General features: G+C 44.5%; 17 protein-coding genes. 15 read left to right on the forward strand and 2 right to left on the reverse strand.

What is annotated here, in order from left to right:
• The first annotated feature begins 22 nt into the window (after positions 1 to 22).
• The 5 genes from ACRRU2_RS00325 to ACRRU2_RS00345 all read left to right on the forward strand — a co-directional run bounded on the left by ACRRU2_RS00325 (position 23) and on the right by ACRRU2_RS00345 (position 8711).
• Complete coding sequence (locus tag ACRRU2_RS00325; RefSeq protein ID WP_432499583.1) at positions 23 to 955, forward strand: peptidase U32 family protein; 933 nt, start codon at positions 23 to 25, stop codon at positions 953 to 955.
• Positions 956 to 994: 39 nt separating this feature from the next.
• On the forward strand, positions 995 to 2251 hold the full coding sequence (locus tag ACRRU2_RS00330; RefSeq protein ID WP_432499585.1) for a peptidase U32 family protein: 1257 nt from the start codon (positions 995 to 997) through the stop codon (positions 2249 to 2251).
• A 183-nt stretch (positions 2252 to 2434) separates the two neighbouring features.
• Positions 2435 to 4510 (forward strand): methyl-accepting chemotaxis protein, encoded by a 2076-nt coding sequence (locus tag ACRRU2_RS00335; RefSeq protein ID WP_331702160.1) that lies wholly within the window; start codon positions 2435 to 2437, stop codon positions 4508 to 4510.
• Positions 4511 to 4564: 54 nt separating this feature from the next.
• Positions 4565 to 6745 (forward strand): methyl-accepting chemotaxis protein, encoded by a 2181-nt coding sequence (locus ACRRU2_RS00340; protein WP_331702161.1) that lies wholly within the window; start codon positions 4565 to 4567, stop codon positions 6743 to 6745.
• A gap of 151 nt (positions 6746 to 6896) precedes the next feature.
• Positions 6897 to 8711, forward strand: coding sequence for a peptidoglycan D,D-transpeptidase FtsI family protein (locus ACRRU2_RS00345; protein WP_331702162.1), 1815 nt, complete (start codon positions 6897 to 6899; stop codon positions 8709 to 8711).
• Between the two features lie 22 nt (positions 8712 to 8733).
• Here the strand turns inward: ACRRU2_RS00345 and ACRRU2_RS00350 are convergent, their stop codons facing one another.
• Positions 8734 to 9885: an AI-2E family transporter gene (locus ACRRU2_RS00350; RefSeq protein WP_331702163.1), complete on the reverse strand. Its 1152-nt coding sequence runs from the start codon at positions 9883 to 9885 to the stop codon at positions 8734 to 8736.
• A 311-nt stretch (positions 9886 to 10196) separates the two neighbouring features.
• Between ACRRU2_RS00350 and ACRRU2_RS00355 the strand changes: the two genes are divergently transcribed.
• A complete protein-coding gene (locus tag ACRRU2_RS00355) occupies positions 10197 to 11606 on the forward strand; it encodes a polysaccharide deacetylase family protein (RefSeq protein ID WP_331702164.1) in 1410 nt (469 codons plus the stop codon).
• Between the two features lie 170 nt (positions 11607 to 11776).
• Here the strand turns inward: ACRRU2_RS00355 and ilvD are convergent, their stop codons facing one another.
• Positions 11777 to 13462 carry a dihydroxy-acid dehydratase gene (gene ilvD, locus ACRRU2_RS00360; RefSeq protein WP_331702166.1) on the reverse strand — a complete coding sequence of 562 codons (1686 nt, stop codon included), beginning with the start codon at positions 13460 to 13462 and terminating at the stop codon, positions 11777 to 11779.
• A gap of 1047 nt (positions 13463 to 14509) precedes the next feature.
• On the opposite strand from ilvD, the gene ACRRU2_RS00365 reads away from it, so the two are divergent.
• The 9 genes from ACRRU2_RS00365 to ACRRU2_RS00405 all read left to right on the forward strand — a co-directional run bounded on the left by ACRRU2_RS00365 (position 14510) and on the right by ACRRU2_RS00405 (position 25237).
• Positions 14510 to 15214, forward strand: a complete 705-nt coding sequence (locus tag ACRRU2_RS00365) for a response regulator transcription factor (RefSeq protein WP_331702168.1) — start codon at positions 14510 to 14512, stop codon at positions 15212 to 15214.
• Positions 15204 to 16301 carry a sensor histidine kinase gene (locus ACRRU2_RS00370; protein WP_331702169.1) on the forward strand — a complete coding sequence of 366 codons (1098 nt, stop codon included), beginning with the start codon at positions 15204 to 15206 and terminating at the stop codon, positions 16299 to 16301. The genes ACRRU2_RS00365 and ACRRU2_RS00370 overlap by 11 nt, the downstream gene beginning before the upstream one ends.
• Positions 16302 to 16716: 415 nt before the next feature.
• Positions 16717 to 17706, forward strand: coding sequence for a D-alanyl-D-alanine carboxypeptidase family protein (locus ACRRU2_RS00375; RefSeq protein WP_331702170.1), 990 nt, complete (start codon positions 16717 to 16719; stop codon positions 17704 to 17706).
• Between the two features lie 309 nt (positions 17707 to 18015).
• Entirely contained in the window at positions 18016 to 19050 is a 1035-nt protein-coding gene (locus ACRRU2_RS00380; protein WP_432499586.1) for a BMP family lipoprotein, read from the forward strand.
• A gap of 170 nt (positions 19051 to 19220) precedes the next feature.
• A complete protein-coding gene (locus ACRRU2_RS00385; RefSeq protein WP_432499587.1) occupies positions 19221 to 20720 on the forward strand; it encodes an ABC transporter ATP-binding protein in 1500 nt (499 codons plus the stop codon).
• Entirely contained in the window at positions 20713 to 21780 is a 1068-nt protein-coding gene (locus ACRRU2_RS00390) for an ABC transporter permease (protein ID WP_432499589.1), read from the forward strand. The genes ACRRU2_RS00385 and ACRRU2_RS00390 overlap by 8 nt, the downstream gene beginning before the upstream one ends.
• On the forward strand, positions 21764 to 22687 hold the full coding sequence (locus tag ACRRU2_RS00395) for an ABC transporter permease (protein WP_432499590.1): 924 nt from the start codon (positions 21764 to 21766) through the stop codon (positions 22685 to 22687). The genes ACRRU2_RS00390 and ACRRU2_RS00395 overlap by 17 nt, the downstream gene beginning before the upstream one ends.
• A 315-nt stretch (positions 22688 to 23002) precedes the next feature.
• Complete coding sequence (locus tag ACRRU2_RS00400) at positions 23003 to 23731, forward strand: nucleoside phosphorylase (protein WP_432499591.1); 729 nt, start codon at positions 23003 to 23005, stop codon at positions 23729 to 23731.
• A 225-nt stretch (positions 23732 to 23956) separates the two neighbouring features.
• Positions 23957 to 25237, forward strand: a complete 1281-nt coding sequence (locus tag ACRRU2_RS00405) for an MFS transporter (RefSeq protein ID WP_432499592.1) — start codon at positions 23957 to 23959, stop codon at positions 25235 to 25237.
• Positions 25238 to 25275 lie beyond the last annotated feature (38 nt).

Genomic DNA, 25275 nt, shown 5'->3' on the forward strand with positions numbered 1-25275 from the left:
TTGTTTAGATAGGAGGCTCAACATGACCTATAAACCAGAATTATTATGTACCGCAGCATCGCTTGATGAAATGAAAGTCCTAATAGAAGCTGGTGCGGATGCGTTTGTTGTAGGAGAAGCACGCTTCGGGATGAGACTGGCAGGCGAATTTTCAATCGAGCAAATGCAAGAGGCAGCTGAGCTGGCCAAGAAGCATCGTGTAAAAATATACGCCGCTTTGAATAATGTGATAGACAATGCAGTGCTTCCGCTGCTTGACGACTATATTCTAGCGCTGCAGCGTATGCAGATTGACGGCGTCGTATTCGGCGATCCAGCAGTGTTGATGGCTGTCCGCCGCATGGCTCCGGAGCTTAAGCTGCACTGGAACGCAGAGATGACTTCTACGAATTATTCCACTGCTAATTATTGGGGAAAACGCGGCGCTTCAAGATTTGTACTGGCTAGAGAGCTGAATATGGAACAAATTGTAGAAATGAAGGATCATACGGATCTGGAAATTCAAGTACAAGTCCACGGCATGACTAATATTTATCATTCCAAGCGTCAGCTTGTGCAAAGCTATCTCGATCATCACAATAATTCAGACCGCCTGCCTAGCAAGGCAATGGAGCAGGGGCTGTATTTGACAGAATCCGAGCGTCCCGGGGAAACATACCCTATTTATGAGGATATAAACGGTACTCATATTATGAGCTCCGATGATATTTGCATGCTTGAAAATTTACATGAGCTGCTTGACGCAAAGATTGATAGTTTCAAAGTAGAAGGTATAATGAAATCTACAGCATATAATGAAGCGGTTGTGAAAGCATATCGCCAAGTAATCGATTTATATATTGCATCGCCGGAGGCGTACGAATTTCAAGAGGAATGGCTGGAGCCGATTAAAGCGCTGCAGGATGAGAAGCGTGAGCTAAGTTTTGGCTTTTTCTTCAAGGAACAGGTTTATTAAAAGCGTTTGATATAAGGCTAAGCAAAGGTGTGATCAATAATGGGTATTGCTACTACACAAACTACAAAATATTCAGGCAAGCGCAATCGCTTGGAGCGGCCAGAGCTGCTAGCGCCGGCAGGCAACCTGGAAAAGCTGAAATTTGCGGTTCACTATGGCGCTGATGCCGTCTATATCGGCGGTCAAAAATACGGTCTCCGCTCCAATGCAGACAATTTTAGTTTTGAGGAAATGAAGGAAGGTGTTGAATTCGCTGCGCGCTACGGTGCAAAAGTATTCGTTGCGACCAATATTTATGCGCATAATGAAGATATTGAAGGACTTGAGCAATATTTGCGCAGCTTGCAGGAAGCAGGAATTGCAGCAATTATCGCAGCTGATCCAACGATCATCGAAACCGCGCAGCGTGTTGCGCCTAAGCTTGAGGTGCATTTAAGCACACAGCAGTCGACAATGAACTGGCAAACTGTCCAGTTTTGGAAGGATGAAGGGCTGCCCCGCGTCGTGCTGGCTCGCGAAACCAGCTTTGAAGAGATCGAACAGATCAAGCAGCATGTTGATGTTGAGATTGAAGCTTTTATTCATGGAGCAATGTGCTCCTCCTATTCAGGCCGCTGCGTATTATCTAACCATTTTACAGACCGGGATTCGAACCGCGGCGGCTGCTGCCAGTCCTGCCGTTGGAAGTATGATTTGCATGATGAAGACGAAGCGTTATATGAAGAAGACAGCGAATTGTTTACGATGGGCTCCAAAGATTTATGCATGATTGAATATATTCCAGAGCTGATTGATGTCGGTATCGACAGCTTCAAAATTGAAGGGCGCATGAAGAGCATTCACTACGTAGCGACAGTTGTGAATGTATACCGGCAGGCGATTGACGCATACTTTGCAGATCCGCAAGGGTATGAAGTGAAGCAGGAATGGCTGGATGAAATTAATAAAGCTGCCAATCGGCCGCTTAATACAGGATTTTTCCTTGATACACCGGGTGCTGAGGATCATATTTATGATGCAGAAGAAAAAGCGGCCCCATACGATTTCGCCGGCATTGTATATGATTTTGATGAGCGGACAAGCTTTGCAACCTTGCAGCAGCGCAATCATTTCAAGCTTGGGCAAGAGGTGGAATTTGTAGGCCCGGGCGGCAGATTTTTTAAACAAACGATTACGGAAATGACGGACATGGACGGCAATCTGCTTGAGGTTGCCCGCCACCCACTGCAATACATTCGGGTTAGAACGCTTAAGCCGGTCGAGCCGATGGACATGATGCGTAAAAAGATGAAATAAGTCAAATGCTTCACAACACAAGAACCTCTGAGACTAAAGTCGGGGTTCTTTTTGTTTTAGGTATTACAAAAGTCGGAAGAGAATCCGATAAATATTATAGTTCATACATAATTTACTTAATTTTCGAAGGCGAGGTCTGTTAATGTGAGTGATGAACAAGTATTAAAGAAGGGGAAATTAAAGATGAATCGTTCATCAAGCGAAGGCGAGTCAGCTGGAAGCCTCATTTATTCAGTAGGAACGAGATTATTTATTATTATTTTTATAAGTATTGTCGTTTGCGTATTGATGGTTGGAATGCTGGCTTATTCCGAGGCCAAAGGCTTGGTAGAGCGCAAAGTGTCAGAATCGAGCATGCAGACGATCAAGCAAGTTGCCAGCAATATGGACGTTATTTTTAAAACATACGAAGATATAACACTTTCTATGTTTACAGATAAAGAGTTCCAAAAGCTGACGGAAAATATTATGAATCAAACGAATGACTACGAACGATTTACAACGGAAAATCAGCTGTCCAGCAAGCTGCAAAGCTTTATGATGACAGACTCGAGCATCCGCGGTATGATGCTAATTCCGCTGCATGAGAAGCTGCCAGTACTGATAGCCGGCAATTCGACTGTGCTGAAGGTTGATGAAATTAAAGCAGCTGAGTGGTACAATCAGATACTTGAATATAGTGGAAAAACGTTTTGGATTCCTACCCAGCTGGAAGGCTTGACGACTCAGCAAAAATCGCCTTCAATCGGGCTAGGGCGCGTGTTACGAAATACTGGATCCAACAATTCAACATTTGTAGTCATTATAGATTTATCCGTGGAGTCTGTAAGCAAGCGCTTCAGCGATGTGTACTTAGGTGAAAACAGTGAACTAATCGTAATGGATGAGCAAAACAATTACATAATTTCTAATAATGAAGAATTAATTAATCAACCAGCTCCAGTGACGCTGCCGACAGATGGCGATGAAGCGGAATATGGCTCTAAGAAGCTGCTCACGGCTTCAGATGAAGAGGTATTGACGGTTTATCAGAAGTTCAAAGCGATGGACTGGAAACTGACAGGAATCATTCCTGTTGAAGAGTTGGTTAAAGATGCGCAAATTATTAATCGAGTGACATGGATTACAATCGCTGTGGCGGCGTTAATCGCAATCACGGTTGGCATATTTGTTGTATTCACGATAGCACGGCCGCTCAATAAGCTTACCTCCCAGATGGCAAAGGGGGCCAAGGGAAATCTGACGGTCCGCTATGAAGAGAAAAAACGGAGGGACGAAATTGGTCAGCTGGGCGGCAGCTTTAATGAAATGATGACGCAAATAGCTGGACTTGCCAAGCAAACTACGCAATCTGCCGTTGAAGTGCTGGCAACTGCAGAGCAGCTGTCGGATGTATCCAAAAAAACAGCCTTGGCTGCACAGGAAATTGCAGTAGCGACAGAAGAAATTGCCAAAGGGGCAACGAGCCTCGCTCATGAAGCAGAACGCGGCAGTGACTTGACCGTTAATATTACAGACCAGATGAAAGCTGTAATATATGCAAATGAGCAAATGGTGCAATCAGCTGCAGAAGTGGAGCAGGCAAGTGAAAAAGGAACCTCCTATATGAGCACGCTCATTGAGAAGACAGGCCAGACCGAAGAAATGACTCGCTCTATGGTGGAAAAGGTTGAAACCTTGAAGGATAGCACAGGCTCTATCGTTGAAATACTTGAGCTGCTCAACAATATTACGAAGCAAACGAATATTTTGTCGCTGAATGCAACGATCGAGGCGGCGCGCGCCGGTAGTGCGGGCAAAGGCTTTATGGTAGTTGCAGATGAAATACGCAAGCTGGCGGATCAATCCCGTCATTCCATCGATGTTGTAGGGCAAATGATCGCCAAAATCGAGACAGAAATGGATGAAACCGTAGAAGTGCTAGTAACCGCCCATCCATTGTTCCAGGAGCAAATTGCCTCTGTAAAGGAAGCGAATCAAATATTCCTTGCCGTACGAGGTCAGATGAGTGAATTTGCACAAAGTTTAGATGTTGTTTCATCGTCGGTTATAGATCTTAACCAGTCGCAGGCTATAGTAGCGGAGGCTATGACGAACGTAAGCGCAGTGGCTGAGGAATCATCAGCTACCTCGGAGGAAGTCGCGTCGCTAAGCAGCGAGCAAATGAATATAAGCACAGGTCTCGTTCAGCTTTCGGAACAGCTTGATTCTGTTTCGCAAGGGCTTAAAGAAACTCTCTCCAAATTTAAAATACAATAACGGCGCTGAATATTATTTTTTACAAGATAACAATAAGAAAGCGGGGCTGTTTGAATGCCAGGCAATTCAAAACCTATAAAGCAAGCTGTGAAGGAAAAGAAGGAAACGATTAAAGAAAAGAAGCAAGAAATGAAGCAAAAGCATGAGGACAAAAAAAATATTTGGAAGCAGATTCAGCAGAGCAATCTGCTCAGCTTTAGAAAGTCAATTGGAACGAAACTGTTCGCATTATTTTTTGTTAGCATTGTCGCCTGTGTACTTACGGTAGGATTGATGGCATATTCAAAAGCTAAAAATGCTATAGAAACAAATGTTTCCGATGCAAGCCTGCAGACGGTTACCCAAGTAGCAAACAATATGGATGTTGTATTCCAGACCTTCAATGATCTTTCATTGCAGCTGATTTTGGATAAGGAAATTAATTCGCTATTGGATACGATTGGCTCAACGACAGATGATTTTGAAAGATTGCAATCGAATCGGACATTGTCAGAGAAGCTGAACGCCTATATTATGAGTAATCGTTCTATTCTGGGCGCAGCGCTGATTCCTGAAAAAAGCGGAACGGTTATTATTGCCGGCAACGGTTCTACAACATTGGCGGATCAAGCCAAAGAAAAAGCATGGTTTAAGCACACTGTTGAGGAAGCGGGCCGTGTTAACTGGATCGCATCGGATTCAGACGGCATTATCGCATCGAATGGCGAGCCCGCCATAGCACTAACCAGACTTGTGAAGGGGATTAATGGAACTGGGAATAAACAATATGTGCTTGTAATAGAAATTCCGGTAAAATTCATCATTGAGCATTATGAGGAAGTAAATCTAGGCGAACATAGCAAGCTAGCTATTGTCAATAGCGATGGTGTTTATATTACTAACTATGATTACAATATGATAGGCTTGCCGACGGATGTTACATTGCCGCTAATCGCTGAAGAAGATGTAAGGGACAGCGTTAAGCTGAATGATTCGGCTGGCGCGGAGCTGCTAACTATTTACAAATCGTTTGAAACGATCCCAAAATGGAAGCTGGTTGGAACTATCCCTGTTGAGAATCTGATTAAGGATGCGAATCAGATTCGCGATCTTACTTTGATTACAGTTTTAGTTGCTGCTGTATTAGCTATTTTGATCGGAGCTCTAGTTATTCGTATCATTGCAGTTCCTCTTATTCAATTATGCCAGTTGATGCAAAAAGGCTCCGATGGCGATTTGACTGTAAGAGCGTCGCAAAAGAAACGCGCGGATGAGATTGGCCAGCTGAGCAGCAGCTTCAATGTGATGATGAGTCAAATCGGTGCGCTTGCGGTTCAGACGACGCGCTCTGCGGAAGAGGTGCTGACTACTGCAGGGCAGCTTTCAGACTCTTCCAGAAAAACGGCAATCGCAGCTCAAGAAATTGCTGTTGCGACTGAAGAAATTGCTAATGGCGCTACCAGCCTTGCTGTAGAGGCTGAAAAAGGAAGCGATATGACTAGCAATATTAATGAGCAAATGCAGAATGTTATGAATGCGAATCAGGAAATGGTGCAGTCAGCTGTTGAAGTGGAGCAAGCGAGCGAGCAAGGCACCAGCTACATGAATACGTTAATTGAAAAGACTGGCATGACAGAAGAGATGACGCGTTCCATGGTTGAAAAGGTCGATTCGCTAAAAGAAAGTACAGGCTCTATCGTTCAAATACTGGATGTACTTACTAGCATTATGCAGCAGACCAATATTCTATCGCTTAATGCGGCAATAGAGGCAGCGAGAGCAGGTACGGCTGGTCGTGGATTTATGGTTGTAGCGGATGAAATTCGCAAGTTGGCTGAACAATCACGGCAATCGATTGAAGTTGTTGGCCAAATTACAGAATCTATTCAAACGGAAATTGGCGAGACGGTAGAAGTGTTATCGAATGCTTATCCAATATTCCAGGAGCAGATCAGCTCAGTGAAGGAAGCCAATCAAATCTTCTTAACAGTACGAGGCCAGATGGGGCAGTTTGTTCAAAAGCTAGAAAATGTAACAAGCTCGATAGGCGAGCTGGATAACTCGCAAACGATACTTGCGGATGCGATGACAAGCGTAAGCGCGGTTGCTGAGCAATCCTCTGCAACGTCGGAGGAAGTAGCATCGCTTAGCAATGAGCAGCTTGGCATCAGTGACAATTTGGTAGCTTTGTCAGAAAAGCTTGATGCTGTATCGCGCGGGCTGAAAGAAACGCTAACTAAGTTTAAGATCGAATAGATTGCAAGAGTGATTATGCTCGGTAGAGAGCCATAATCACTCTTTTTCTTTATTACCGATCTAAACGATTGCGCCATGCTGTATGAAGGTCTGCACGGTAAGGGAATAATAATGCTATGACAACAACCGACAGGAAGGTAAAGACATTGTTATGAGCAAAAGACTGTGGAAAATCGGAATGGCTATAACTGTTTTGCTGGCTTTGTTTACAATTCGATTGGCCTGGCTGCAGCTAATCCCGTCGAGCTGGACGACGCTTGCGACGACCGCGGGCACGCCTGAGAAGCTGGCGAAGTGGAAGCGGACCTCCATTCATCAAAGGCAGCAAAGCATCGTTGTGAATAGTGGAAGAGGCAATTTTTATGACCGCTACGGGAATCCGATAACAGGGGAAAGCTATATGTCCCTGGCGCTGTTTCCTGCTGTTTTTCGACATTGGGAAGAGCAGCAGGAAACAAAACTGAACGAGCTGGCTACACTTCTGTCCATCAGCCGCTCAGATTTGCTGGAATATTTAAAGAAGCAGCAGGATCCGGCTTATTGGCAGGACAGAAATGGAAGGCCAATAAAATTATCTGACAGAGAAGCAGAACGGATCGAACAGCTGCATATAGATGGAATAAGAGTATTGCCCTATCAAAATAGATATATTGCAGCTTTTGAAAATAAACATATTATCGGATTTACAAGCCAGCATCCAGAATGGCTGCTGCGCAATGAACAAAAAGCGGTCATGTCCGGCAAGCGCAGCTTGACCGACCAGGTAGGCGGCAGCGGCCTGGAGCGCTCCCTTGAGCCGCTTATTCATAGTGTTGGAGCGACGTATGCCTCCTATTATTTTGATGGGCGCAACTATCCGCTCCATGGGCTCGATTTGCGCATTAAACAGCCGCGCAATAGCTATTATCCGCTTGAAGTAATAACCACGATAGATTTGGGACTGCAAAACAAATTGGAAGAGTATGCGGATCAGATCGGGCTAGTTGAAGGCGCGATAGTTGTGCTTGATGCAAACAATGCGGATATTGCAGCGATGGTATCCAGACCGAAGCTGCCGCAACGATTTACAGCATCGGATGGCTCTCAGTGGACGAACTATGCGTTAAAGGCAGTTGCACCAGGATCGATCTACAAGCTTGTAACGGCTGCTGCAGCGCTTGAAGCGGGCATGGCGGATAAAGATGAGCTCTTTTATTGCAACGGTTCCTACGGCAAATATAAGCTTAGCTGCTGGAAGCGGGACGGACATGGCGCAATTACGTGGGAGGAAGGTCTCGCCCAATCCTGCAATATTGTATTTGCGACGCTTGCTGAGCGAGCGGGAAGCGAGCGGCTTGAACGTACGGCGAGTGCGCTGGGCATGCTTGGACAGGCTGGCTGGCAGAGCAAGCAGACGAAAGCGCTGCTGCCTGCAAAGCTGCGGCTGCTGCAGGAAGAGGAGCCGGGAAGAATATTTTTGCCAGAGGCGGCGCCTGTTGATGGCGGTGTGACTGCCCAAAGCGGAATCGGTCAGCGCGATGTGGCGATATCCCCGCTTCAAGCTGCCAATCTTGTCGTTACCTTGCTTCATAGCGGTACTGTGCTCGAGCCGCGGAGTGTAAAAGAGATACGCTATGCCAATCATCAGACGATGGTCAGGCTGCCTGTGCAGACTGCCTCCAGCACCTCCCGCATACGCCAAAGCACGTCAGCGGCTATTCTTAAAGGGATGGAGGCGGTAGTGGAGAGAGGGACGGGAAAAGCAATTCGCCCCGGTATATGGAGGCTGGCCGGCAAAACCGGTACCGCACAGGTAGAGAAGAAAGGTCAGGAGCGGGTACATCAATGGTTTATCGGTTATGGCCCGGTACAAAAGCCAAAATACGCTGCAGCTGTGCTATCCGCTAACCGCTCGACTGTCAGCTCCAATCAAGCAGCTGTTATATTTCGAGGCGTTATGGATATTGCTGCACAGCTGCAGCGTTGACAGATACCAACGGTATTACTTTCTAAACTTGGTCTTTTGGCAAGCCGGCTTGAACATCGTCCGCGGCCGGCTTGTTTTCATCATCGTCAAATTCATCAATAGGCGTTCGAATCCATTGATGCAGATAGCCTTGATCGTATAGTGATTTCAACAAAATAACTAGAACAGGCGATAGAATAACGCCGGCAACGCCGAACAAGGATAGCGAAATAATCATAAAGGCTAACATCGTAAAGGCGGATACACCTAAAGAATCGCCGGTAATTTTGGGTTCCAGCACTTGGCGGGTCAGGATAACGACCAGCAGCAGCACAGTAAGCCAAATGGCTAAAGAGGTTTGACCGACGATAAACAAATAGGTAATCCACGGAATAAACAGCGTGCTGACGCCAAGCAACGGCAAAATATCGAATATAGCCGCTACAAACGCCACTGTAAAGGCGTTTTTGACATTCAATATAATTAGTGCGATCAGAATGACCACAAATGTGACTGTAATCATTTTAAGCTGGGCTTTTATGTAGGAAGCGATGCCTTTGAATACATTTTCTTTAAGGAATGAAAATGCTGCTTTAAACGTTTTTGGCGTCTTTTCTTTAGCGATCCGGTTCCAGTCTTTAATTTCAATGCTAAGGAAATAGGCTAAAATGATACCCACAATAAGATTGAACAAAAAGGCAGTGAAGGATGAAAAATAGCCTAACAGCGCGAGTAATCCTGTTTTTAGCCATTTGATTATATTTTCGGACATGCCTTGCAGAAGCTCACTCGATTTTTTTACAACATCCACATCTTCAGGCAGCTTGCCGATTTGAATTTGCAGCTCTTCAGCAATAATAGCAATATTAGTTGCTAATATATCCTGATATTCAGGAAATTTATTGACCAGCTCCGTGCCTTGCTTTGTTATCATATAAGCGATGCCGGAGAAGGCTGCCAGAATGAGAAGGGTAAAGATGACGATAGAAATGCCTGTCGCAATAGATTTTTTTATTCCCCATTTATTAAGTAATTTTGCCAAAGGTTCAATAACGAGAAAAATAACGAAAGCGAAAAATATTGGGGTGGCTATGTGGTATACATAACTGAAAGCAAACATAATTAAATAGACGGTTAGTGCAATTAAAGCGATATCAAAAGCGGTTCTCCAATATTTTTTATAAAAAGGAAGCATTCATTACTCTCTCCTTTAGAATCATATAATAGCTAGTACGGACAAAAGTGCAATTAGATTCATTAAGTTTGTACTATAAAAAATTAAGTTTAGTACCTATTTATTGACTGAATATGCTACAATTAAAGTTATCGCTGTTAAATTATTTGGATGAACTGATTCGTGTTTTGTTGCTAATCCATTGAACAAGAGGGATTTATAAACAGTACGATGGATCCTGCATTCGTACATGTTCAGATGAAGCTTGGCAGTTTTTGGATTGCTTTGCTTGTTATCATGTACAATATCATAAACGGTGGGGAAAATAAACTATGGAAAATTTGCTGTTGTGGGGATTCTATGTGATGACCTTCTACGCTTTTCTTCCGGGGCTTGTCAGTCGTACATTCGGATTTCGCGTTTTTAAAAAAGGAGATGCCCATAAAGAAATTGCGCTGACCTTTGATGACGGGCCTGACCCGGTTTATACAAAAAAGTTGTTGGACTTATTAGCGCGCTATGATGCGAAGGCAACTTTTTTTGTAGTAGGTGCTCACGCTGAAAAAGAACCAGAGCTGCTTAAGCGTATGGTTGAAGAGGGCCATGTGATCGGTGTCCACAATTATGTGCACAAATCCAACTGGCTTATGCGTCCCAAAACGGTGAAGCGCCAAATTGATCGTACAAACGATGTCATTGAGGCTGCCACTGGCAAAAGATCAATTTACTACCGTCCGCCTTGGGGCATTGTAAACTTGTTCGATTATTCCAATCTGGGACATATGCAAATTATTTTGTGGTCGGCGTTATTCGGCGATTGGCGTATACGCGTGGGAGCAAAAGGCATGGAGAAGCGGCTTATGAAAAAGCTCCGTCCCGGTGAAGTGCTGCTGCTCCATGATTGCGGACGGACGCTTGGCGCAGATATCGATGCTCCGGCTAATATGCTTGCTGCGCTTGAAGTTTATTTGGAGGCAGCCAAGCAAAAAGGCTATTCCTTTGTCGGCATTGATCAAATGATCAAATTGACTGACGCTAATCGTTTGCTTAGGCTTTCTCCGATCAAGCGTCTGCTAATTTCATTGTGGCTCGGTTGGGAAAAGCTGTTCCACGCGATGTTCCGCTTAAAGCAAGTCGGCGATCGCGAGACCCCGACTTTTTACTACCGCATTACTCCTTATACCGGTCAAAAGGTCGAGCTGGCCGAAGGTGGTCAGGTAGAGAAAGGCGATCAGATCGCTGAGCTTCATTTTGACAATAAGATGCTGTCCAGTATTGCCGTTACCTCCAAAACACCACTTGCGGCAGGACTGCGAATGCTTCGAGAAATCGAATATGCCTTGCCGCAGCTGGCTGATCAACTGGCTGCCGATCCGGAAGCCAAAAATATTAAAGCGGTATATGGCGTTACGATGATACACCGAGGGGCAGACCGGCTAGGATTTCAGGTTATACCGATGCCTGATGGGATGTTTGCACGAGCGTCCAGCATTTATTTGAATTTATTAATGAAGGTGCTAACCAATCCCAAGCTGCAAAATAAACGGAAATCATCGAATTTGACCAATAAGAAGCTTACGCCGCGTATATTGCTAATGCCGACGCAAGTCGTTAAAAAATATGCGACATCCAGTCTGAATCGAGTGCAAGAGGAAGCAGAGCGGATAGGCGGTGCTGTTGAGCGGAGCTTTCAGCAGGCAGCTGACGAAACAGCTGCTTTAGGTACGAAAACCGTTATGTAATGTTCTTATACTTATTAAGCCATAAAAAACCAGCAACGCATTTGACTGAAGCAGTCAGCGTATTGCTGGTTTTTTGCTGTAATAAAAACGGTTGTTATACGCTCAGCGCATGTTAAAAGAAAACCTGTACGCCCTAATTAAAGGACGTACAGGTTTAGAAAAAGTAAATACTACATTTTCATTACGCCGCCTGTGCTGGCAGATGTAACAAGATGAGCATAACGGGCCAAGTAGCCGCGTTTGATTTTGAGTTCGAAGCCAGGCCATGCAGCGCGGCGTTTCTCAAATTCTTCATCGCTTATCAGCAAATCCATCGTACGGTTGTTCATATCAATTTCGACGATATCGCCATCTTGAACGAAAGCGATCGGGCCGCCTTCAGCAGCTTCAGGCGAAACGTGACCGATACTAATGCCGCGGGATGCGCCGGAGAAGCGGCCATCTGTAATAAGTGCTACTTTGGCGCCAAGTCCCATACCAACAATTTGTGAGGTTGGAGCGAGCATCTCAGGCATGCCTGGGCCGCCGCGCGGTCCTTCATAGCGAATAATAACAACATGTCCTTCTTTAATTTTGCCATTAGCGATGCCTGCCAGGCAGTCATCTTGTGAATCGAAGCAAATCGCAGGACCTTTATGGTAGCCGCCTACCGATTTGTCAACGGCGCCAGTTTTAATAATTGCTCCGTTTGGTGCAAGGTTGCCGAACAGAACAGCTAGTCCGCCGCGCTCTGTATGCGGGTTATTAATTGTATGAATAACGTCCGTATCTTGGATCTCACAGCCAGCTGCATTCTCGCGCAGCGTTTTGCCGGTTACAGTAATACAGTCGCCATGCAGCGCGCCTTCTTTTTTGAACAATTCATTCAAAATCGCGCTAACGCCGCCTGCATTATGAACGTCTTCGATATGGTAGTCGGATGCAGGAGCGATTTTAGCCAGATGCGGTACGCGTTCAGCAACTTCATTAATACGCTCGATCGGATAATCAATACCAGCTTCATGAGCAATAGCGAGCGTATGAAGAACGGTATTTGTTGAACCGCCCATAGCCATATCCAATGCAAAAGCGTTGTCGATTGCTTCTTTAGTAACGATATCGCGAGGCTTGATATCAAGCTTAATAATTTCCATCAGCTGGCGAGCAGCCTGCTTAACGAATTCTTTACGCTCTGGCGATACAGCAAGAATTGTACCGTTGCCCGGAAGCGCAAGTCCTAGTCCTTCTGCCAAACAGTTCATGGAGTTGGCTGTAAACATGCCTGAGCAGGAGCCGCAAGTAGGGCAGCCATATTGCTCCAGCTCCATTAGCTGACTATCATCGATTTTGCCGGCCTGGTGAGCGCCGACGCCTTCGAATACACTGGATAGAGAAATGGAACGGCCATCGGAAGTTTTTCCGGCTTTCATCGGGCCGCCGCTGACAAGCATAGTTGGAATGTTAACGCGCAAAGCGCCAAGAATCATACCTGGCGTAATTTTGTCACAGTTAGGGATACATACCATGCCATCAAACCAGTGAGCATTAACTACTGTCTCGACAGAGTCGGCGATAATTTCGCGGCTTGCAAGGGAATAGCGCATGCCGATATGTCCCATCGCAATGCCATCGTCAACGCCAATTGTGTTGAATTCAAACGGCACGCCGCCTGCTTCGCGAATCGCTTCTTTTACAAGCTTTCCGAATTCCTGAAGATGAACGTGGCCAGGAATAATGTCAATATAGGAGTTACAAACCGCGATAAACGGCTTGTCAAAATCTTCTTCCTTGACGCCGGCAGCACGCAGCAAGCTGCGGTGAGGCGCGCGGTCGAAGCCTTTTTTAATCATGTCAGAGCGCATTCTTTTTGATGCCATCGGTAGAACCTCCTCATTATAAAGAACAACGAAATAAATTTCGCGATTCCGTGTCTATAAAAAATTATCAATACAGTCCAGTTTATCATATTGGCCAAGTATTGGCTACACTTTGAGCTTGGGGGAGGAGGCGTGGCGAAGGCAGCTATTTATGCACAAAAGCGTTTAATTTGCTCGAGAACAAAAATTGCTTATCATATGGCTCGGGGCATATCCTATTTTAGAATGGAGAAATGGCCAAGCGCTGGTGGAAGCTAAATACAATTTGTGCTTCTAGATTCGCCTTTTTTATCAACGATTCTACATGTACATCATCAGACTGTTGAAAAACCTTTTGTATCGCGAAATGTATATGAAATATCATATACAATTAACCGTTTTGAGGTAACACCGACCGATTCTGTATGATTTTTCATATATAATTGTGTTATTTGGGGCATTTCAGCTAAATGTATATGAAATTTCATATACATTTAACCGTTTTGAGGTGACATTGACCGATTCTGTATGATTTTTCATATACAATTGTGTTATTTGGGGCATTTCAGCGAAATGTATATGAAATATCATATACAATTAACCGTTTTGAGGTGGCACCGACCGATTCTGTATGAATTTTCATATACAATTAGCCATTTTGAGGTGGCACCGTCGCGCATAGTGTTGATGAGTTTCGTACAATAGAAAAATTTCTGTTTTCGTTGAAAATAGCGCCTTTTCAGATTCGTTAGAAATATACTTTTCCAAAAGCTGATTTCATGTACCTAGTAGTGCCGTTTTCGATGTTTTTCAAAGTACACATGCAGGATTCATCCTAGCTAGCACTGGATTTTGATCAATGACATCATAATATAGCTGCCGAAATTAAGCTGCGAAAGTTGATATTATAAAATGTATTGTTTTAAAAAAATATTAACAAATGCTTAAATATTATAAATGTTGCTGTATTTTCATGACGTAGGGGATGCAGTTCATGTATAGTAAGCAGAGAAGCATCAATGATAGTAAATAGTTGCTGAACATATTATAAGCGGAGGCGAGTTACGCTTGGATAGACGTATTCTAATTGTAGATGATGAAAAAGAAATCGCGGATTTAATTGAAATATATTTGCGCAATGAAGGCTTTTTAACAGAGAAGGCATATGACGGAGAGCAGGCTCTTGAATTGTTTGCAGAGCAGGACTTTCAACTGGTCATTCTTGATATTATGATGCCTAAGCTTGATGGGCTGGAGGTTTGCAGAACGTTGCGTCGTGACCAGCATGTACCCATCTTGATGCTTAGCGCCAAGACGCAGGATATGGATAAAATATTAGGATTAATGACAGGGGCCGATGATTATATGACTAAGCCCTTCAATCCGCTAGAGCTTCTGGCACGCGTTCGTTCCTTGCTCCGGCGCTCTTACCAGTACAGCGCTGTAAAGGAGTCAGGATCGCCAGAACGCAACGAGCAGGAGTTGCGGCTAGGGCAGCTGCGTATCGATAAGTTGAGCCATTCGGCGGAAGTGAACGGGGTTCCTCTGCATTTGACTTCTACCGAATTTGGCATTTTGCATCTGCTTGCCAGCCAGCCGGGCCGAGTGTTCAGTGCAGAGGATATTTTTCAGCAGGTTTGGAAAGAGAAATATTTTGATTCCAATAATACGGTAATGGTCCATATAAGCAAGCTTAGAGATAAGCTGGAGAAGGAGCTTGGAGAAAAGCTGATCGTTACAGTATGGGGAGTGGGATATAAAATTGAAGGATAATTTAATGTTCCGTTTAATTTTTCGCAGCTTGGTTAACGTAGTGATAAGCGGAGTATTGGCTTTTGCCACATTAATGTTTCTAATTTTTACGGGTGAAGTAGCAGGCCGCAATTTTCGGACGATTCGCAGTATCGGGTCCTCGCTTTTAAACATGTTCGGCGATACTGTGTTTTTTGGCTTGACTGGCATTTGCCTGTTTATTTTTTATTTCGTCGTTTTGCAGTGGTTTTTATTCAACTATTTGAATGTCGTGAATGAGACCGTCAAAAAAATTGCGAACGGACAGCTGCAGCTTAATCATCAGATTCCAATGCGGCATAACAATCCTTTCAGCAATTTGGCGCAAAATGTAAATCAGCTGTCGTCTCGTTTGGAAAATGCGCTCGAGGAGGAAAGACGGGCTGAGCAAACTAAAAATGAGCTTATTACGAACGTTTCACATGATCTGCGAACGCCACTCACATCCGTTATCGGTTATTTGGGACTTATCGAGCAAGATCGCTACCGCGATGAAATAGAGCTTCGCTATTATGTGCAAATCGCGTACGAAAAATCGCAGCGCCTGCATGTGCTCATCGATGATCTGTTTGAATACACGAGAATGAGACATGATTCCGTAACCTTGCATAAAGAACAGGTCAATATCGTTGAGCTTTTAGGCCAATTGCTGGCACAATATCATTTGTCTCTGCAGGAGGCGGGAATGAATAGCCATATGACCAGCTCCAAGCCTGTTATTATGCTGGAGGCTGATCCAGCTATGCTGGCCAGAGTGTTTGAGAATTTAATTGCCAACGCGATGCATTATGGAAAGGATGGCCGCAGGCTCGAGCTGCACACGGAGCTTGTTGGAAGAGAAGTCGCAGTTGATGTCATTAATTATGGCGAGCCGATTTCCTCATTGGATTTGCCGCATCTATTTGACCGGTTTTATCGTGTTGATAAGTCGAGAACACAGTGGAAGGGCGGTTCAGGCTTAGGCCTTGCGATATGTAAAAGCATCGTTGAAAAGCATGGCGGACGTATAGAAGTGACGAGCACAATGGAGCGGACCGTTTTTAGAATCTATTTGCCAGTGAAATATTGAAAATAGGGCTAACCAGAATCAAATGTTTGGACTGCATTAACGCTGCCATTCCGGATTTTAGATATTCCTAAAGTAGTTGATGTAAAAAAATGATGCAAAAGTTCAGAATACGTTAATCTTATAATGAGTCGTACTAAAATCCCTGAATGTTGTCCGCAACTCCATTCCAAACGAGGATTTTGGCTATGGCTCCTTTTTTGCGATCCTAGCTTTTCACAACTATGCGGACTGATCTATCATGTTCGGATGTTTTTGAATGAGTAGCGCCGGCCCGCCAATTTATGCTTTGTAAAAGTTGAAAGCACACGTTAATTATTAAGAAACGTTAAGCTTTTTTTATGATTCAGTTACAACCTCCTTAAACTTCGCTTTGTATAGTGGACTATATAAGAAGTGAAACGATGGAGGAATGAATATGTTCAAGCAGTCAGAACGTCTTTTTAATACCAACATATCTCGGGCCGGAAGTGGCAGAAAAAAGAAAAATGCTTTTCCTATTATTGCCCTAATTGCTTTTGCTGCTTTAATCTATGCATTATCCAGTTCGGTTAAAAGTGGTGCTGCCAATGGGGGCCAGCCATTATTGGGGGCTAAAGCGGCAATATTGCTTGATGCGGCTACTGGTGAAGTTCTGTATGAGGTCAATGCGGATGAGGCGATGCCGCCAGCAAGCATGTCCAAAATGATGACCGAACTTATTGTGCTGGAGCAGATTAACGGGAAGCATATTTCGTGGAAGGATAAAGTAACAATAAGCCGTTACTCAGCTGAAGTGCCCGGCTCACAAATGGGGGCGCTAGAAGGGGAAAGCTACACGGTTAGAGAGCTTTTTGATGCTGTAGTGATTCATTCTGCCAATGATGCGGCTGTCGCTCTAGCCGAGCATATTAGCGGCTCAGAGGAGAAATTTGCAGCTCTAATGAACGACAGAGCAAGCAAGCTTCAATTGTCTGCAAATACTTATTTTGCAAATGCTACAGGGTTGAACAATGCCGACTTAATCGCATTCCATGAGGCTTCCAGCAGCAGTAATACGATGATGACAGCATCCGATGCTGCGAAGCTGGCCGGTTATTTAATTAAAAAATATCCTGAGGTGCTGGAAATATCAAGCCGAAGCAGCTTGAAGCTTGAGGGGCTAAGCAAAGTATTGCCTGCTACTAATCAAATGTTGAAAGGCGGGAGCTTCTATTATCCTGGCAATGACGGCTTCAAAACAGGATACACGCCTGAAGCGGGCTATTGCTTTACGGGCACAGCTATACAGGATGGACGCAGATTGATCTCAGTAGTTATGGGGGTCGGCAGCTCTGACCAGAGATTCGAAGATACGGCTAAATTATTCAAGTTTGGTTATAATAACAAGCAAGCTGCTATCCCATTGCTTACAAAATGGTTCAACTAAATATAATGCAGACGCGGATGCGTTATGGATATGCGGATTCCGATTCATTAATCTGAACTTCAATAGCAGCTCAAAAGGCTGCTATTTTACTGTAAAAAAGGAAACACTGACCAAAGTAAGGGTATTCAATGTTACAAAATTGTGAATAAAGAGCTTTTTGCACCAGATTAACTTCACCATTCATTCAATGATGGCGAAAAATGTTGTAAAATGTTGAAGGTGCTTGATACGAATAGGTTGACAAAAGCCCACAAAACAACTAGGATTAAAGGGAATTAAGTTTTTGGACAGGAACAGGGGGAGACATAATTGAAAAAACAGATTGCTTTATTATTGACACTAGTATTAATGGTAGGCTTGCTTGCAGCCTGCGGCGGTTCTGACAAAGAAAAAAATAATAACGGCAACGAAAAAGGTGCTGACGGCGGCTCAGACAAAAAACAGCGCATCGCACTTGTATTGCCGGAAAAAATCGGCGTTAACCCTTTCTTTGAGCTAATGGATCAAGGCTTGAAAAAAGCGGGTGAAGAGTTCGGTGTAGAAGTTAAAACAACAGAAGCATCCGACCCGGCGGCGTTTGAGCAAAATCTTCGATCTGCAGTTGCTGACAACTATGACTTGATCATTACAGCTACATTCCAAGCGGAGGATGCTCTAAACAAAGTAGCAGCCGAAAATCCAAACAGACCTTTTGCTATTGTGGATACTAAGGTTGACCTGCCTAACGTGCGCAGCGTAGCGTTCCGTGAGCATGAAGCAGCTTTCCTGCTTGGCGCTGTTGCAGGACTTGTTACTAAAACAAACAAGGTCGGCGCAGTTGTAGCGATGGATGTGCCGATTATGACTCGTTATACTAAAGGCTTTGAGCAAGGTTTGAAACAAACAAACCCTAATGCTGAATTTATTATCAACTATGTAAACAGCTTTAATGATGCAGCGAAAGGCAAAGAGCTAGCTCTTGATCAGCATGCTAAAGGCGCTGACTTTATTGCAGGCATTGCAGCAATTGGCGATTTCGGCGTTTGGGAAGCTGCTAAAGAGCAAGGCTTCTATTCTTCTGGACAAGACGTAGACCGTACAGTAGAAGATCCTGAGCATGTTATTGTGTCGCAGCTAAAAGGTGCGGATACTGTAACTTATGAGACAGTAAAATCTTTTGTAAACAATACGTTTGAATTTGGCGAAGTGGATTACGGTCTTAAAGAGGATGGCGTTGGCTTGACTTATGTAACAAGAGACAGCGTTACTCCGCTTAGCCCGGCGATCGGCCAAGAAAATATCGACAAAGTAAAAGCTCTTGCACAAGACGTTATTTCTGGTAAAATCGAAGTAATGTCGAAATAATGTCGAAATGAATACAAATTGCCTATGAGCGGTCAGCTTATAAGCGCACAGTGTTCAAGAAGAAGCTGCACACTTATTTACTTGGGATAGTTTCTTCATACTCGTTAAGTAATGATTGACGCCGGCTGCGATATTTAGCAGCCGGCTTGCTTATTGAAAGGAGCGTCTACATGCTGCTGCAGATGAATCGAATCACGAAGCTGTATGGTGCAGTTACAGCGAACAACGATGTAAACTTCTCTTTGAAAAAAGGGGAAATACATGCGCTTATCGGCGAGAACGGCGCAGGGAAGACAACTCTAATGCGCATTTTGTATGGCATGGAAACCCCGACTAGCGGTGAGATCGTAGTCAATGGAAAAGAAGTGTATTTTCATAATCCTACAGATGCAATAGCGCACAAGATAGGCATGGTGCATCAGCACTTTATGCTTTTTCCTGCTTTTACGGTTGCTGAAAATATCGTAATTGGAAAAGAGCCCAAAAACAGATTTGGCTTTGACCGCAAGGCGGCAGCCAAAGAAGTCGAAAAACTTAGCAAACAATACGGCATGCCGATCGATCCATGGAAAATAGTCGGGGAATGCTCGCTGGGCATGCAGCAGCGTGTAGAAATACTTAAGGTTTTATATCAAGGCGCCGAGACTATTATATTGGACGAGCCTACGGGCGTGCTCACTCCTATTGAAGTAAAAGAGCTGCTTGCAGCCATTCGAGAGCTCGCCAAGCAAGGCAAGAGCTTTATTCTTATTAGCCACAAGCTGCAGGAGGTAATGGGTGTAGCGGACCGCATTACTGTTATGCGCGATGGCGTTGTGACTGGAACGGTGAAGGCTTCGGAGACAAGTGAAGAGCAATTGTCAAGAATGATGGTCGGGCGCAATCTTGTGCCTCTCGTAAGGGAAGAAAAACCACAAGGAAGTGTGGTGCTTTCTGTTGATCATTTGCAGCTAAACGGTCATAAGGGAAAACCGATCTTAAGTGATATTTCCTTTTATGTAAACGAAAATGAAATTGTCGGCATCGCTGGCATATCGGGCAATGGCCAATCGGAGCTGCTGCAGGTGATATCGGGATTAAGCAAAGCGGATAGCGGAAGTATTAAGCTGCTTGGCAAGGAGCTTTCAGGGAAGCCGGTTGCTGAAATTCGGGGGCAAGGGCTCGCTCATATACCGGAGGACCGTTATCAATGGGGCGTTTCGAAAGACGCGACTGTGCTCGAAAATGGCCTCATGGGCCACACCAAGACACATACGCGCGCAGGAATTTTGACAGGCTCGACCATAAAAGAGATGATCGGCAAGTGGGTTGACCATTTCAAAATTAAAACGGAATCGCTGTCTACAAAAGCGCAAAATTTATCCGGCGGCAATTTGCAAAAGCTCATCATTGCCAGAGAGCTTGCGCATGGCACTCCTTTTCTAATTGCAGCTGAGCCGACTAGAGGCGTCGATGTGGGGGCAATGGAAATTATTCATGGCGAGCTTCTGAAAAGACGCGGGGAGGGCGGCGCGATACTGCTCGTTTCCTCGGAATTGACAGAAATCATGAAGCTGTCTGACCGCATACTTGTTATGTTTGAAGGGGAAATTGTCGGCGAAATAGCTGCGGAAGCAGCGACGGAAGAACAAATCAGCTTATTAATGGCAGGAGGTAAAGCGGTTGGATAAGCTACGAAATTTCGGAAAATCTTTATGGCAGCCGCTGCTTGCCATTATAATAGGGCTTCTTGTCGGCGCGATCGCGATATTAGTCGTTGACGGATCGATTATAGAAACCTATGCGCAAATGTGGAAAGGTGCTTTCGGCAGCTTCTATTACTTTACGAATACATTAAGCAGGGCTACGCCAATTATTCTAATAGCGCTAGGTGTTTCACTGGCTTTTCGGGCAGGATTTTTCAACCTTGGCTCAGAAGGACAGCTTGTATTTGGAGGCTTATGCGCAGCGATAGCGGCTATTTATTTTCCAGGCCCGGGCTGGGTCAAAATTGTTATGGCTTTGCTGGCAGGTATTGTAGCGGGCGGGCTATGGTCAGCCTTTGCAGGTTATCTGGACGCGAAGTTCCGCATGAATTTGTTAATCACGACTTTATTATTGAATTATATAGCTACTTTATTTACCCAATATATCGTCGCTTATCCACTGATGGACCGTTCCGGCTCAGCGGCAATGCATCAGACGGTAAAAATTGATTCTAGCGCGATGCTGCCTAAGCTATTCGCAGGAATGAGCGTGCATGCCGGGTTTATCATCGCGATTGCAGCTGCTATTTTGCTATTTTTGTATATGAAATACACAAGCTCAGGCTATCGTTTGAGAATGCTTGGCGGCAATCCGCTGTTTGCCGGTTATGGCGGCGTTAACCGCAACCGCTTGATGCTGCTTGGCATGTTTGCCAGCGGAGGTTTTGCAGGACTTGCAGGCGCAGTTGAGGTGCTTGGCACGCAATATCGTTATCTGGATGGCGCACTCACCTCGCCAGGCTATGCATGGTCCGGCATTATGGCGACCTTGCTGGCCAGATCGCATCCAATCGGGGCAGTGTTTGCTGCATTATTCCTTGCTGCGCTGCAAACTGGCGGAATGGGGATGGAGCGCAATACAAATGTGCCGCTCGAGGTTTCCGACATTATTCAAGCTGTATTGATCTTGTTTATATCCGCACAAATTACGCTGTCGTTTATTAAAAGAAAGAAAGCGAGGTCAGAAAATGGATCAGCTGTTTAATATCTCGCTTTTTGCTTCCATACTTCGCGTAGTTGCTCCCATTTTACTTGCTGCTTTAGGCGGTGCGATATGTGCGCGAGTTGGCTTGTTCAATGTTGGCTTGGAAGGCATGATGTTAACCGGTGCTTTTACAGCTATTGTCGGCAATTACTATACTGGCAATATTATAGTAGCGGTACTGTGTGCTATCGTAAGCACAATGATCGTTTCGCTTTTATTCGGCTATATGAGCATTCATCTAAAAGCAAATGTTATTATAGTCGGCATTTCGATCAACTTTTTGGCCCTCGGCTTGACCACCTTTGGCCTCCGGGCAATTTTTCACACGAAAGGCGCATACTTCGATAAAAATATGGTAGGGCTGCCTAAGTGGAATATCCCTCTTATCGATCAAATTCCATGGGTTGGCAAGGTGCTGTCCGGACATTCACCGCTTGTTTATTTATCCATCGTGCTTGTTTTTACATTGCATTGGTTTTTATTCAAAACAGTAACAGGCTTCAGGCTAATAGCGGCAGGCGAGAATGCGACCGCATCGAGAAGTCTTGGTCTTCGCGTAGCCAAGCTGCAATACTTGGCAGTTCTGATGTGCGGAGTATTGTGCGGTCTAGCAGGAGCGCAGCTGTCGCTCGGCAATGTCACGATGTTCAGCGAAGGCATGACAGAAGGGCGCGGATTTATTGCGTTAGTTGCTACAATGCTGGGACAATCCAGTCCGTTTGGCGTTGCGGGCGCCAGCCTGTTGTTCGGTTTTATGGAATCATTAAACTTCCGCCTGCAAGGCTTTTCAGTGCCTACCCAAATTTCAGCAATGCTGCCGTATGTGATGACGCTTATTGCTATGCTGGTGTTTAAAGATAAGAGCTATTTGCAGGAAGCAAGAAAATCGAATGACAGCTCGAGATAATAATTTATTAAGTAAGTGTTCAAAAAGTCTGGTTTTCAGAACAATAGCGTATGCTTCCGATGCTGCGTTTTTTTCAAAAACGCTGTAGAAGGTTGTATGAAGCTAGAAATTGGAGGCGCGGAGCGTACTTAAAGGTACGTGGAAATTTCGGGAAATACCGGGCCCCGCGAAAGTAATCGGAATTTACATCGAAGCTTATCTTCACTTTTGTGGGTATCTTAAAGATTCGATGTCGAGATGCTTCCTGAACTACTTCGTTATCAAAATCGGACTTTTTGAACTACCTCTATAAGATGATTAAGGGAGATGAAGGATATGTTTTTATCAATACTTGAAGTTGAATCAGAATTGCTGCCGGAAATTGCGCTCGTATGCGGTGATCCTCGCCGCGCTGCTGTTATCGCGCAGAAGCTTGACAATGCCAAGGAATTAGCTTTTGCTCGCGAATATCGTACGTTCGTAGGCGAATATAATGGGGTTCAAATAGCTGTTGTCAGCCATGGCGTTGGCTCACCTGGCGCAGTCATTTGCTTTGAGGAATTGATTAAAGGCGGAGTAAAAACGATTATTCGCGTTGGAACAGCCGGTTCTTATTCCGCTGATCATCCTGCAGGGAGCCTTGTTGTAAGCACAGCAACTGTGCGTGCTGAAGGCCTAACGCATCAGCTTGTTCCAGACGGCTTCCCGGCTGTCGCTGACGGCGATGTTGTACAAGCGCTGTACGAATCAGCAACGGAGCTTGGCGGCATCGTTAAAAAAGGAATTACGATTACGCTGGATGTATTTTTTAAAGGAGTAATTGAATTCCCTCATAAGCTTTATAAGCAGGCAGGTGTCCTTGCAGTAGAAATGGAAATTGCAGCTTTATATGTAGTTGCTGCATTGCGCGGAATTCGTGCAGGTGCAATTGTGGCCATCGATGGTTATGCCGATTCCGATTTGGCAGCAGAATACAATCCCCATACTGACGTTGTCGCTCAAGCTGTGGAACGCGAAATTAATGCTGCACTTAATGCAGCAGTTAAGCTGGCTTCAGCAAAATAAAAATACTAATATTGAAAAGCTTCAGGCACTGTGCAAGCAGCAGCTTGAAGTTTTTTTATTGATGGCAAAAGGCAGACTCACATCTTATATTCTAGCAAAATTGCATATGCCAAATTGAGCAGCTTGCTGACAAAATTCACATCAAATAAAGTACAACATGTGGTACACTATATCCAATTGAATATTTTTGGACTACATAGAGACGAGAGCTTGGAGCAACGGGGGATGCTGAAGATGGGACTCGGTATAAAGCTGGCTAATCGGTGGACAACGATCAATCCTTTCAAAGGAGGCGCCGTTCCGCCAGAACGAAGACTTGGAAAGGACGCAGTTACAGCTTTAATTATCCATTGCTGCTTTCAGTTTGGAGCATCAATGTCTGGGTTGTTCTTGAACTTGTATTTATGGAGGCTAACGCAGGATTTAGTTGTAAATGGGCTGTATAATATTATTTTGTACTGTATTACGCCTTTTGCATTTGCGGCGGGAGGATATATCGCCAAAAAAACGGATCGGATGGTCACCTATCGATTAGGCATCATGATGATCGCTTTATTTTATTTGATGGTGATTATTGCTAGAGAGCAGGTAGTAAATTACTATATTTGGTTTGCTATATGCAATGGCATCGCGTCTGGTTTTTATTGGACCGGGTATTTGATCTTGCAGTACGATGTGTCTACCGATTCCAATCGGATTCGTTTTTTGGCCATCAATATGGTTGCGTTTAATTCGGCCGGACTGGTCGGGCCGGCTTTGGCTGGCTACGTCATACAGCGCAGTGCTGGCCTTGAAGGATATATTATTATTTTTACGATCGCTTTTATTATGTTTGTCTTAGCGGCAGTAATCAGCTTCCGCATACCAGCGATTATTTCTCATCATAAAGCCTATTATTTAAAATTTGTTGGCATCGTAATGCGTAAAAATCGCAGATGGGTGAAGGGCTTGTTTGGCTTTTTTGTCATCGGGTTATTTCAAGGCATTATGCTCTTTTTACCTAATATATTACTTTTCAAGGCTGTTGGCAGAGAGGACTGGGTAGGCTATCTGGGCGTGTTTTTTGCTGGAGTAACCGTAGTGACGGGCTATGTGATTTCCAAGAAAGCTTCCAAGGAGAATGTCAGCAAATATATTGTCCTATCCACTACAGGCGTTGTGCTCGGAGCCGGCTTGCTCTTATTTGAAGTGAAATTGTGGTCGGTCGTTATTTTTATGATTTTATTTTCGATTTGTAACCCGTTAATCGTGAATACTTTATCTTCTTATTATTATCGTATAATGGGCTATCTTCCGCTAAGGGGACAGCTTCGGGTAGAATCAGTTGTAATGCGCGAGGTGTTTATTAATGTCGGCAGAGTGATATCCATCTCAGCGCTGCTTATTTTTGCAGGAAATCTGGAATCCTTTTTGCTCCCGTTAATTTTGTTTTTAACCGCTGTTATGCAGTACGCGCTTCTGTTTCTAGTAACAGATTCGGAGGAGTCAAAGCCGATGCGAGGCTAAAAAGGAAGAAGCAAAAGAAGCCTGTCACTCTTTGGAAT

It is taken from the genome of Paenibacillus sp. GXUN7292, from assembly GCF_050864975.1.
Classification (GTDB): domain Bacteria; phylum Bacillota; class Bacilli; order Paenibacillales; family Paenibacillaceae; genus Pristimantibacillus.